At 67.1% G+C, this 12,239-nt stretch carries 8 protein-coding genes; 4 read left to right on the forward strand and 4 right to left on the reverse strand.

Going from position 1 to position 12,239, the window contains the following annotated elements; translation table 11 throughout:
- Positions 1 to 127: 127 nt before the first annotated feature.
- From MFF62_RS11770 to MFF62_RS11780, 3 genes are all read left to right on the forward strand, one after another.
- Entirely contained in the window at positions 128 to 1,135 is a 1,008-nt protein-coding gene (locus MFF62_RS11770) for a cytochrome-c peroxidase (RefSeq protein WP_238263298.1), read from the forward strand.
- Between the two features lie 214 nt (positions 1,136 to 1,349).
- Positions 1,350 to 1,769 carry a hypothetical protein gene (locus tag MFF62_RS11775; protein WP_238263299.1) on the forward strand — a complete coding sequence of 140 codons (420 nt, stop codon included), beginning with the start codon at positions 1,350 to 1,352 and terminating at the stop codon, positions 1,767 to 1,769.
- 140 nt (positions 1,770 to 1,909) lie between these two features.
- Positions 1,910 to 2,584 (forward strand): DUF1120 domain-containing protein, encoded by a 675-nt coding sequence (locus tag MFF62_RS11780; RefSeq protein ID WP_238263300.1) that lies wholly within the window; start codon positions 1,910 to 1,912, stop codon positions 2,582 to 2,584.
- Between the two features lie 79 nt (positions 2,585 to 2,663).
- Here the strand turns inward: MFF62_RS11780 and treY are convergent, their stop codons facing one another.
- The 4 genes from treY to MFF62_RS11800 form a co-directional block, all read right to left on the reverse strand.
- Positions 2,664 to 5,276 carry a malto-oligosyltrehalose synthase gene (treY, locus tag MFF62_RS11785; RefSeq protein WP_238263301.1) on the reverse strand — a complete coding sequence of 871 codons (2,613 nt, stop codon included), beginning with the start codon at positions 5,274 to 5,276 and terminating at the stop codon, positions 2,664 to 2,666.
- 33 nt (positions 5,277 to 5,309) lie between these two features.
- Entirely contained in the window at positions 5,310 to 7,262 is a 1,953-nt protein-coding gene (gene treZ / locus MFF62_RS11790) for a malto-oligosyltrehalose trehalohydrolase (protein ID WP_404990741.1), read from the reverse strand.
- Between the two features lie 39 nt (positions 7,263 to 7,301).
- On the reverse strand, positions 7,302 to 8,924 hold the full coding sequence (glgA, locus tag MFF62_RS11795; RefSeq protein WP_238263303.1) for a glycogen synthase GlgA: 1,623 nt from the start codon (positions 8,922 to 8,924) through the stop codon (positions 7,302 to 7,304).
- Between the two features lie 291 nt (positions 8,925 to 9,215).
- Positions 9,216 to 11,756, reverse strand: coding sequence for a glycogen/starch/alpha-glucan phosphorylase (locus tag MFF62_RS11800; protein WP_238263561.1), 2,541 nt, complete (start codon positions 11,754 to 11,756; stop codon positions 9,216 to 9,218).
- Positions 11,757 to 12,043: 287 nt separating this feature from the next.
- Here MFF62_RS11800 and MFF62_RS11805 point away from each other — a divergent pair, with 287 nt between their 5' ends.
- Positions 12,044 to 12,208 (forward strand): hypothetical protein, encoded by a 165-nt coding sequence (locus MFF62_RS11805; RefSeq protein WP_238263304.1) that lies wholly within the window; start codon positions 12,044 to 12,046, stop codon positions 12,206 to 12,208.
- The last annotated feature ends 31 nt before the right edge of the window (positions 12,209 to 12,239 follow it).

The raw sequence follows: 12,239 nt of genomic DNA on the forward strand, positions 1-12,239 counted from the left end.
ATTCGACGGTGCCTTTCGATTGCCTTGCAGGCTTGATGGCAGTCAAGGCCCGGTCGAAGGCTTGAGAGCCTAATCCGAAGGGCCGTTCCCGCGCGGGACGGTTCATATAACGATTCGGAGTCCTCTCATGAAGCCAAGACAGTTCCTTTCTCTCCTGCTATGGATATCCGCCGCGACGGCGGTCGGCGCCGTGCATGCCGCCAAGCCGCAAGCCGAGCCCGTGCAGCCCGTTGCGCCCGCCAAGGTCACCGACCGGGCCCGCGTGGCGCTGGGAGAAAAGCTCTGGTTCGATCCGCGGCTGTCGCGTTCGGGCTTCATTTCCTGCAACTCGTGCCACAACCTCAGCATGGGTGGGTCCGACAATCTCAAGACGTCGATTGGCGACAAGTGGAAGCAGGGCGGCATCAACTCGCCCACCGTGCTCAATTCCAGCCTGAACTTCGTGCAGTTCTGGGACGGCCGCGCCAAGGACCTGCAGGAGCAGGCGCACGGACCGATCGCCAACCCGATCGAGATGGCGTTCACGCACGAACTGGCGGTGGACACGCTGCGGTCGATTCCCGAATACGTAGGCGAATTCCGCAAGGTGTTCCGCTCGGACAAGCTGACGATGAACGAAATCACGCTGGCCATTGCCGCGTTCGAGGAAACGCTGGTCACGCCGAACGCCCGATTCGACAAATGGCTGAAGGGGGACAAGCGCGCCATCGATGCGCAGGAGCTGCGCGGCTACCAGTTGTTCAAGACGGCCGGTTGCGTGGCGTGCCACAACGGCCAGAACCTGGGCGGGATGTCGTTCCAGAAGATGGGCATCGTGGCGCCGTACCAGACCAGGAATCCGTCGGAAGGCCGCGCGGCCGTGACCGGCAAGGATGCGGACCGCTTCAACTTCAAGGTGCCGACGCTGCGCAACGTGGCGCTGACCTATCCGTACTTCCATGACGGCGAGGCGGCCACGCTGACCGAGGCGGTGGACGTGATGGGGCGCCTGCAACTGGGCCGCACGTTCAGCAAGCAGAAAAATGCCGATATCGTGGCGTTCCTGCATACACTCACCGGCGACCAGCCGCGCATTGTCATGCCCATCCTGCCGCCGTCGAACGACAACACGCCGAAGCCGCGTCCGTTCGAGTAACGGGGCAACACGCCACTCAAACATCCGCTGCAAGGCTGCCGAAAGCAGACTGAAAGCCTGCCGAAAGAAACAGAATCCATGGACATCGGTCCCGGGGTTCCGTTCTGCGAAACACATTGAAATTCACTGTTGCGTGAAACGTGTATTGCGCCGCGTCAATAATCCCCTATCTTTGCACCACTGTCGTTCAAGATTCTGACCAGGAGGTGCCGACATGAACAACACAACCCTCGACGCAGGAAGCCAAGCCATCCGCGTGCAGGCCAAAGATGACGCCGTCACGGCCATCCATCATCAGGACATCGTTGCCGCCTTTACCGCACAACACGCGGCACAACCGGACGCAGCGCCGGTAGCCGTGCTGCACATGCTCTATCCGCGCACCGATGCCCGCACGCACCGCAGCCTCGATCACCTGGTGGGCGCGCTGCGCAACCACGGGCTCCACGAGGTGGCCACGCTGGTCGAGCGCGAGGCGCATTACCTGGTCTTCAAGGACGCCGTGCAGGCATGGCGCGCGCTGCACGAAATCCGCCATGACTCGCTGGCGATTGGCGTGCATCTCTACTATCGCGGCCTGTCGGGCGACGCCGCCGAGAAAGCGCTGGATACCGAAGCGCATCGCTTGCACTGAAACGACGTGAAGACGGGGCCTCGGCCCTGTCAGACGTGTTTCAAGCATTTTGCGATTACTTCAAGGCATTTCATCCTCCAGACTTCAAGCGTTCCGCCTCATGGGGAGACGGAAAAGCAACGCAAGAAGGATTGGAAGTCGTGAAAACCTCAAAACTACTGCAAGGCCTGTTTGTGACGCTGCTGGCCACAGCCTCAGTCGGCGCGCTGGCGGCCGAATCCGCCGACCTCGCAGTGCGAGGCACGATTCGCCCGGCTGCGTGCGACGTCACGCTCTCTGGTAACGGTTCGGTGGACTTCGGCACCATCGCCTCTCGTGGCCTGAGCGCCACGGCAGCCACCAAGCTGCCCGATCGCGAGATCACCATGACCATCACCTGTGACGCGGCGGCGGCCGTCGGCTACCAGATCGTCGACAACCGGGCGGCGAGCGTCGCAAACATTCTCAACAGCGTGGATTCCACCATTGCCAACACGATGGGGTTTGGCCTGGGTGAGGTCGGCGACCGGAGGCTCGGTGCCTATGCCATCCGCGCACTGCCGGCCGACGCCAGCGGCGACGGCGGGCCAATTGCCGGCAGTTCGCGCGCCACCGTAGGCGGCGCCTGGGCAGGCACCTCGTCGGCATCGAACTACGTGGCACCTTCAACCGTGTACACGTGGTCGACGACCGACGGCGGCAACCCGAGCAGCTTCACCACCGTCTCGCAGGTACTGAAGGTGACGGGCGCGCTGAACAGCACCGCCAACCTGCCGAACCTGAGCACGAACGTGGAACTCGACGGCGCAGCCACCATCTCGCTGCGCTATCTCTAAGCCTCGGGGCAGGTTCCTGATCCCTGCCTCGGCCCGCAACTTGCGATGCGGGCTTTTTTGCGTCTGCGATCAACGCGCCTTACTGCCGCTTCAGCAGCGCCACGGGCAGGGTCGCGAATACATCCTTGGCGCGCAGCCAGCCCGCGTGCGATGTCACCGGATGGCCGGTCAGCACGTCAGTCCACTCGCCGTCGCCCGCGCGCAGGCCGGTGTCGTGCCAGCAATGGGGCGGGATGCGCGGCTGCGCCGGGTCCACGTGGTGGGCAGCCAGCCGCGTCACGGCGACCACTACCTCCACGCTTCCGCACTGGCGCGCAAACGCCAGCACCGACCCCGCCAGGTCGCCGCTGACGGATACCGGCTGGTAGCTGCCTTGCGCAAACAGCGCGGCGTGCGAGCGCCGCACGGCCAGCACGCTGCGCACCAGTTGCTGCTTGATGCGGCCATCGCGCCAGTGCGCCAACCAGTGCGACCATCCGCCCCGGCATTCGAGCTGCGACTGCAGCCGGGCATAGTCCGGCGCGCGGCGGTTGTCCGGATCGACCAGACTGAAGTCCCACGTCTCGCAACCCTGGTAGCGATCCGGCACACCCGGCGCGGTCAGTTGCAGCATGGCCTGCGCCAGGCTGTTCAGCGCCGCCGCCGTGCCGATGCGTGAGGCGAAGGCGCCGATGGATTCCAGCACGCTGTCCGCGCCACCCATCGACATGGCGGCCAGGAACGCCTCGCAGGCGGCTTCGTAGTCTTCGTCGGGATGGGTCCAGCTACCGTGGCGCTTCGCTTCGCGAATGGCCTTGCGCTGCCAGGCCAGGATGCGGTCGACAAACGCGCGCTGGGCGTCCTCGGATTCCAGCACCCGCGCATCGGCCGGCCACGCGCCGATCAGGGTCTGGTACAGCATCAGGCGGTCGACGCCATCGGGGCCTTTGGGCGACGCCACCAGCAGCGGCGCCAGTTGCGTTTCCCAGCCGGCCACGGCTTCGGCCCACGCTTCGGACAGTTCGCTCAGCACCGCCAGTCGCATGCGCGCGTCCTCGCCGCGCTTGTGGTCGTGTGTTGCCACGGCCAGCATGGCGTGCGGAAAATCGACCGAGCGTGTCTGCATGCGCGCGTGAAAGCGTTCGGCGGCCATCGCCAGTGTGCCGGGATCGCTGCCCACTTCATTGCGTGACAGCAGCCGGCCATAGCGATAGAACGCCGTGTCCTCGGTGGACTTGGCCGCCAGCGCCGGCATCAGTTGCTGGAGCTTGGTGCGCAGCCGCCCGGCGTCGCTGTCGAGCGGGGCGCCAGTGCGCAGCGCGTCCAGGATGAAGTCGAGCGCGGCGGATTCGTCGGGGGCCAGGTGACGGCGTGCGGACTCGGCTGCGGCGTTCACCATGTCGTCGTCGACGCTGGGGTCGCGCGTTTCCTTCGTTTCCTTGTCAGCCCCATCGGCCACGTAGTAGCTGCGGTACACCGGAATCGCGGTCATGAATGACATCAGCGCGTGGCGCAGCGCGTGCGGCGACAGGTCGCGCGTGGCCGGCTGGCTGCGGGCCTGGTCACGCAGGCGGTGGCACAGTGCATCGACTTCGGCAACCAGATGGCGGGCCAGCACGCGATGCCGGCCCGCATGCACATACGCGGCAAACGGGCGGTCGTCGCCGCTGATCTGCAGCCACAGCATGTTCAGGCGCGCCTCGCCGTGCAGGTCGTGCAGCACCGCGCTGGCCGCATCCATGAAGTCGTAGCCGGTGGTGCCATCGACGTTCCAGTCATGCGGCAGCGGCTCGTGCTCGCCCAGGATCTTCTCGATGACCAGCCACGGGTGCATGCGCGCCAGTTCGGCCGGCCGGCCAGGCCGCAGGGCATCGAGCCGCTCGCGCACGCGGCGGCAGTAGCCGGCCGGATCGGCCAGCCCGTCGACATGGTCGATGCGCAGGCCGTCGATCCAGCCCTCGCGGTACAGCCGGAACGGCAGCGCGTGCACAGCCTCGAACACGTCGTCGCATTCCTGGCGCACGCCCACCAGTTCGGTGATCTCGAAAAAGCGGCGCCAGTTCAGCATGGCCGCGCCGGTGCGCCACCAGGCCAGCCGGTAGTGCTGGCGTTCCAGCAGCGCATGCAGCGCCTGCGCGTCGCCGGGAGTCTCGCCGTCCGTCGCGCTCAACGGCAGGTCGTGCTCGCCATAGCGCAGCGTTGCCGTGCCGTCGTGGCCGCGCCGAACCTCGAATGCGCCGGACTCCAGCGTCTGCCAGTACGGGTCGCCCAGGATCGGCAGCAGCACCTTGCCATGCAGGTCAGCGTCGGGCGCCTGCCAGTCGATATCGAAATAGTGGGCGTGTGCGCTCTGCTGGCCGTGGGCCAGCACGTCGCGCCACCACGCGTTATGCGTGGCGTCGGCCGCCGTGTGGTTGGGCACGATGTCCAGCACGATGCCCAGGCCGGACTCGCGGGCGCGCCGGGCCAAGTCCAGGAAGGCTTCCTCGCCGCCCAGTTCGGCGTTGATCCGCGTGAAGTCGGTGACGTCGTAGCCGTGCGTCGATCGCGGCCGGGCGGTGGTGATGGGCGACAGGTACAGGTGGCTGATGCCCAGGCCGGCGTAGTAGGGCACCAGTGCGGCGGCATCGGCCAGCGTGAAACCGGCGTGCAACTGCAGCCGCGCCGTGGCGCGGGGCACGCCGGCGTGATTCAGGTCGGCGGGATCGGTCATGGCGAGGGGGCTCAGGTGTAGGTCAGGCGTGTTTCAGGCCGGCTGCAGGCAGGCGACGCAGCTATATCCGGGCAGGATGCCGGCGGCCAGCGACGCGATGGCGCCGGACTGGCTGGCGTGCAGCATGTGCCCACCTTCGCAGTCGGCGTCGACCGACGCCTCGCCAAGGTTCAGCCAGATCGACAGCAGGCTGCCGTCGCCCATGCGCCAGCGCGCCACCAGCGCACGGTCGCCCAGTGGCGTGACACCGGCCGTCCGGCACTGGCGCAGGCGCGGCATGATCTCGTGGCGCCGGATCGACAGCAGTTCGCCGTAGTAGTGGTTCCACGCGCGACAATCGCCATCGGTGTCGTCGCACACGGGGCGCGACATCTCGAAGGTCTCGCGCGCGTTGGGGTCGGCAATCCGCGCGGCATGCGCATCGTCGCGGAATGCTGTTGATGCCGCGAACTCGCGGCGGCGGCCGTCGCGCACGGCCTGCGCCAGTTCCGGCGGATGGTCGGTGAAGTACAGGAACGGCGTGCGCGCGCCGTGCTCCTCGCCCATGAAGACCAGCGGAATCTGCGGGCAGAGCAGTTGCAGCGCCACGGCCGCGCGCAGCGCGTCGGGGTCCGCCAGCATGGTCAGCCGTTCGCCGAACGCGCGATTGCCGGTCTGGTCATGGTTCTGCAGGAACAGCACGAACGCGGACGGCGGCAACGCCGCGCTCGGCTGCCCGCGCCGTACCTCGTGGCCCTTATCGCCCGCGTCGCCCAAGTTGCCGCTACGGTGCGGCGATACCTCGCCCTGCCACGCAAAGCCCTCGCCCAGCACGCGCGCCAGATAGTGCAGGGCAGGGGTGCCGGTCTCGGTTCCTGACTTCATACCCGGCGGCGCGGCCTGGTATTCGCGATAGTAGCCATCGTGCTCGCCGGTCAGCAGCACGTGCAGCGCATGGTGCGCGTCGTCGTTCCACTGCGCGTCGTAGCAGGCCTGGATCAGGGCCACGTCGTTGTGGTCGTTCTCCAGCACCAGGTGCACGTGGCGGCTGGGCAGGCAGGCGCGCAGCTCCTGCGCCAGCCGGGGCAGCCAGCCCTCGTCCTCGATGGCATGCACGGCATCGAGCCGCAGCCCGTCAAAGCGGAACGATTCCAGCCAGTAGCGCGCGTTCTCGCCAAAGAAGCGGCGTACCTCGGCACGCCGGAAATCGATGGCGGGCCCCCACGGAGTCTGGCGATCGGTGCGGAAGAACGCGCTGGCGTAGCGCGGCAGGTAGTTGCCCTCGGGTCCGAAGTGGTTGTAGACCACATCCAGCAACACCATCATGCCAAGGCCGTGCGCGGTGTCGATCAGCGTGCGCAGTTCATCGGGCGAGCCGTAGCTGCGCTCCGGCGCAAACGGCAGCACGCCGTCGTAGCCCCAGTTGCGTGCACCCGGAAACTCGGACAGCGGCATCAGTTCGATGGCCGTGAAGCCCAGCGCCGCCAGCCGGTGCAGTTCGGCGGTCACGCCCGCGTAGCCGCCCGACAGCCCGACGTGCATTTCGTAGATCACGGCCTCGTGCCAGGGGCGGCCGCGCCATTCGGTGTGCTGCCAGTGGTATTCGGCGCTTTCTTCGGGCAGGCACAGCACGCTGGCGCCATGCACGTCGTCGGCCTGCAGGCGCGAGGCGGGGTCGGGCACGATGGTGCCGTCATCAAGCCGGAACCAGTAGCGCGCGCCGTGGCAGCAGGGCGCCACGGCTTCGAACCAGCCCTGTTTGCCTTCCACCATCAGCACCGGGGCCATGCCGGCCACTTCGAGCCGCACCGCATGGCCCTGCGCGGCAGCGTCAGGCGCCCACAGCCGAAAGCGCACGCGGCCATCGGCCAGCCGCACGGGGCCGAACCAGTACGCCTCGGCGCCGTCGTCGCCGCAGGGCAGCAGCCGGGCATCGGCGCCCAGCGTCTGCCAGTTCGGGGCAGGGGGCACACCCTCGCGGGGCGTGGGGGACGGCGCGGCGTTCATCATGGCAGGTGACTTTCATGCATCCATTGCGGGGGTCCGTCACGCGGCGCTGACCGTCGCGACGGCATCGACGGGCGACAGCGCCGGTGTGTCCGAGACCACCGGCACCGCCACCGGACGGCGGCCAGTGCGCGCCGGCCGCGTGGCGGGCGCCACTTCCACAGGTTCCACCGTCGTCACTGGCATGTCCGCCAGCACCGGGGCCAAGGCACCGTACATCGCCAGGTACTGGCGTGCGGGGCCGTCCCAGCCGAAGTCGGTCTGCATGCCGGTGCGTTGCAGGCTGCGCCAGTGGCGCTGCTGGCCATACCATCCTAGTGCACGCGCCATGGCGCCGCACATGGCCTGGACGGAATCGCCGTCGAACACCACGCCGTTGGCGCGCGCCGCCGGGCTCGGGCCGTCGCCAACGTCGCGCACGGTGTCGGCCAGGCCGCCCACGCGCGACACGATGGGCACGGTGCCATAGCGCATCGCATAGACCGGCGTCAGCCCGAATGGCTCGAAGCGGCTGCCGTGCAGCAGGATGTCGGCCCCCGCATGCAGCAGGTGGGCATCTTCCTCGCGATAGCCAATGGCCACGCCCACGCGCTGCGGCGCGCGGCGGGCCAGATCGATGTAGGCGGCCTCCAGCCTGGGGTCGCCGCAGCCCAGCACCACGAATTGCGCATCGGCGTGTGTTTCAAGCGCCAGTGCGATGGCGCCGAGTGCCACGTCCGCCATCTTCTGGTGGGTCAGCCGGCTGCCCATGGCAATCAGCGGGCGGTCGGCGTCGACGGGCAGGCCATGGCGTGCCTGCAGCGCCGCCTTGCACGCGCGCTTGCCGGCCAGGCTGCGCGCGTCGTAGCGCTGCGGCAGCAGCCGGTCGGTGCGCGGCGACCACGCCTCGGTATCCACGCCATTGGGGATGGCGCCGAGCATGGCCGCGCGATGCGCCAGCAAGCCGTCCAGCCCATGGCCAAACCTGGGCGTCAGGATTTCGCGCGCATAGGTATGGCTGACCGTGGTGACGCGATCGGCATACCGGATGCCGGCTTTCAGGAAATTGAGCTTGCCCCAGAATTCGATGCCATCTGGGGTAAGGCAGTTGGCGGGCAGGCCCAGCGGGCCGGCGGCTTCCATCGGGAACACGCCCTGGAAGGCCAGATTGTGGATGGTGCAGACCGTGGGGATGCGCAGGCCGCGCGCATGCATCAGCAGTGGCGTCAGCCCCGCATGCCAGTCGTGCGCATGCACGAGGCTGGGCACCGGCAGCGGTGTTTCGCCGGCCGCAATCGCTGTCGCGGCATGCGCCAGCGCGGCAAAGCGCTGCGCGTTGTCGCAGAAGTCGCGGCCGATGGCGTCAACATAGAGCGAGCCAGGCCGGTCGTAGAGCGACGGGCAGTCGAGGAATACCACGCGTACGCCACTATCGGGCATCGTGCCTTGCAGCAGGCGGGCGGGGCTATGCCCCGGGGGCAATGCCATGCGCAGGTGGATGGCACCGAGGCTGCGCACGTCGCGTGCCGCCGCCACCGCTCGTGGGTAGCCGGGCATCAGGATCGTGACATCGGCACCGCGTTGCCGCAGCGCCTGTGCAAGTCCACCCACCACATCGGCCAGCCCGCCGGTCTTGGCCAGGGGCTGGGCTTCCGCCGCCACAAACAATGTGTTCGCGTTCAAGGGAGACTCCGCTTGGTTTTGCTCTTGGTTGCTGTTCGACTGGTCTTGGTCTGCATGACTGCGGCATCCCTCGGGGATGCCGCGACGGTACGGCAATGCGAACTCTGTGCCAGCCTGGCGTCCAGGCGGAAATCGTTGTGATGTCGAAGGCGGCCGCGTGAGCCGCGCATGGCGCTGGCAATGGCGGTGTATAAGCTGCCGGCGCCGTTGTAGAAACTGCCGCGCGCACCAGGCAGCTCCCGGAAACTGCAAACGCTTGTTCCAAAGAGCGCCCGGCTGCAGCCCGTTGCACTACTGGCAGCGCTCGCTGAATCCGCTTGCCAGATCGCCCAGCATGCTCCCCGCCATACCCACCTCGCCGCTTCGGCGCGGCCCCTGCACCTGGCCGCTCGACCGCCGCAGCAGGCAGACCGGTACGGGGTCCACGTGCCATACGCGTTCGCTGTACTCGCGGATCGCGCGGTCTGACGAGAAGCGTCCCGAGCGGGCCGACGACAGCACCGACATGCGCTGCCAGCGATCGGTGTCGGCGTAGGCCGACGACACCTCGCGCTGGCACTGCAGGTACGACGCGAAGTCGGCCATCAGCATGTATGGGTCGTGCTGCAGCAGGCCGTCGAACAGCGGGCGGAACACCGCCGCGTCGCCCTTCGAGAAGAAGCCATGCTGGATCAGGTCCACCACCGCGCGCAGTTCGGGGCTGGACTCGTGGTACGTGGACGGGTGATAGCCGGCGGCGCGCAGCGCATAGACCTCCGACGCGTTCAGGCCGAACGGGAAGAAGTTGTCGGCGCCGATGGCGTCGCGCAGTTCGATGTTGGCGCCATCCATGGTGCCGATGGTGATGGCGCCGTTCATCGCGAACTTCATGTTGCCGGTGCCGGACGCCTCCTTGCCGGCCAGCGAGATCTGCTCGGACAGGTCGGCGGCCGGATAGATCTTCTGGCCGTAGGTCACGTTGAAGTTCGGCAGGAACACCACCTTGAGCCGGTCGCGCACCTGGGGATCGCGGTTGACCACCTCGGCCACGGACGTGATGAAGCGGATCATCAGCTTGGCATAGTGATAGCCGGGCGCGGCCTTGCCCGCGAACAGGAAGGTGCGCGGCGGCACGTCGGCGCGCGAGTCGGACTTGATCTGGTGATAGAGCGCGATGATATGCAGCACGGCCAGGTGCTGGCGCTTGTACTCGTGGATGCGCTTGACCATCACGTCGAACATCGACGACGGGTCGACGACCACGCCGGTGGTGTCGCGGATCAGCTGCGCCAGGTCGCGCTTGTTGTCGCGCCGCACGGCCTGCCACTGCGCGCGGAAGCCGGCATCGTCGGCATAGGGTTCCAGCGCCTGCAGCTGGTCCAGGTCCTTGATCCAGTCGTCGCCGATGGCGTCGCTGACCAGCCGGGTCATGCGCGGATTCGACAACGCCAGCCAGCGCCGGGGCGTTACGCCGTTGGTGATGCTGGTGAACTTGTCGGGCCACATGGCATGAAAGTCCTGCAGCACGTCCTCGCGCATCAGCCGCGAATGCAGCTCGGCCACGCCGTTGATGGCATGGCTGCCGACGCAGGCCAGCCCGGCCATGCGCACGTAGCGGCCGCCATGCTCGTTGATCAGTGACAGCCGCGCCAGCCGCGATTCGTCGCCATAAAAGCGGATGCGCACCTCGTCCAGAAAGCGCGCGTTGATCTCGCAGATGATTTCCAGGTGGCGGGGCAGGATGCGGCGGAACAGTTCCAGCGGCCACTGTTCCAGTGCCTCGGGCAGCAGCGTGTGGTTGGTGTAGGCAAATGCGTTGCGGGTGATGTGCCAGGCATCGTCCCAGGCCAGGTCGTGGTCGTCCACCAGCAGGCGCATCAGCTCGGCGATGCCCACGGCGGGGTGGGTATCGTTCAGTTGCACGGCAAATTTCTCGTGGAACCGGGACACCGGAATGCCGTGCGTGGCCAGCAGGCGCAGCATGTCCTGCAGCGAGCACGCCACGAAGAAATACTGCTGCTCCAGCCGCAGCTCCTTGCCTTGCTGCGTTTCGTCGTTGGGATACAGCACCTTGGTCAGGTTCTCGGACGTGATCTTCTTGTTCACCGCGCCCAGGTAGTCGCCCCGGTTGAAGGTGTGGAAGTCGAACGCCTCGGTGGCCTCGGCGCGCCACAGCCGCAGCGTGTTCACCGTGTTCACCCGATACCCGAGTATCGGCGAGTCGAACGGAACGCCCACCACGGTCTTCTCAGGCACCCAGCGCACGCGGTAGCGGCCCCGGTCGTCGGTGTAGTGCTCGGTGTGGCCGCCCAGGCGCACCTGCACCGCCCATTCGGATCGTTGGATCTCCCACGGATTGCCGTGGCGCAGCCACGTATCGGTGGTTTCCACCTGTTGCCCGTCGATGATGTTCTGGTGAAAGATGCCGTACTCGTAGCGGATGCCGTAGCCCACCGCCGGAATTTCCAGCGTCGCCAGCGAATCCATGAAGCACGCCGCCAGCCGCCCCAGGCCGCCGTTGCCCAGCCCGGGTTCTTCCTCCTGGGACAGGATGTCGTCCAGGTCGAGGTCCAGCGCGGTCATGGCCGCGCGCACTTCGTCCATGATGCCCAGGTTGACGAGGTTGTTGCCCAGGTGCGGCCCCATCAGGAATTCGGCCGACAGGTAGGCCACGGTACGCGACGGCTGCGTCTGGTAGGTCTCGGCGGTGCTGATCCAGCGCTGCACCAGCCGGTCGCGCACCGTGTGCGCCAGGGCCTGGTACAGGTCGTTGCCGCTGGCGTGGCCGGGCAGTTTGCCCTGGGTGTAGAAGACGTGGTCCAGGAACGCGCGCCGGATCGTCGCGCTGGACATCGCGGTGCGCGTGTCGTCGGCATGTTCCTGGGCAGCGTTGGGGGTGCTACGGGTTGCATCGGCAGGGGCCGGCCGTAGCCGGGGTGCATCGGTCATCACTTCACTCCTGAAGGCGTCAATTGAGTGGATGCTGCGAATGGCAATACAAAGGGACGACGGATCTGCAGAACTGCTATCAGGCTATAAATAAATGCGTGGCATTGCCGGAAGCATCGAATGCCAACGCTGGTATGAAACCTGCGACAGGGAAGGTCTTCCCATCCCTGCGACACACTGCGAGACGCGCCATGGCTACCCATATCCCGCATGACCCGGTGCGCCGGCCGGACCGTCGGCCCGACCAGAGCCCTGATCACAACAAGGAAAAAGGGGATCAGCCCGCCCGCAACCTGCCGGACAAGCACCCGCCGCCGCCCTCGGGCCGGTACGCGGCGTCGCGTGAACACTGCTAGCGCTTTCGGCACGACCTTGTAGTTTTTGCAA

Origin of the sequence: Cupriavidus pauculus, assembly GCF_022179805.1 — a bacterium.
Lineage (GTDB): Bacteria > Pseudomonadota > Gammaproteobacteria > Burkholderiales > Burkholderiaceae > Cupriavidus > Cupriavidus pauculus_E.

Excerpts from the sequence above, each read along its gene's own strand:
- MFF62_RS11805 (WP_238263304.1), top strand. The coding sequence starts at position 12,044 with ATGGCTACCCATATCCCGCATGACCCGGTGCGCCGGCCGGACCGTCGG.
- MFF62_RS11775 (WP_238263299.1), top strand. The coding sequence starts at position 1,350 with ATGAACAACACAACCCTCGACGCAGGAAGCCAAGCCATCCGCGTGCAG.
- treZ (WP_404990741.1), bottom strand. The coding sequence starts at position 7,262 with ATGAACGCCGCGCCGTCCCCCACGCCCCGCGAGGGTGTGCCCCCTGCC.
- MFF62_RS11770 (WP_238263298.1), top strand. The coding sequence starts at position 128 with ATGAAGCCAAGACAGTTCCTTTCTCTCCTGCTATGGATATCCGCCGCG.
- treY (WP_238263301.1), bottom strand. The coding sequence starts at position 5,276 with ATGACCGATCCCGCCGACCTGAATCACGCCGGCGTGCCCCGCGCCACG.
- MFF62_RS11800 (WP_238263561.1), bottom strand. The coding sequence starts at position 11,756 with ATGTCCAGCGCGACGATCCGGCGCGCGTTCCTGGACCACGTCTTCTAC.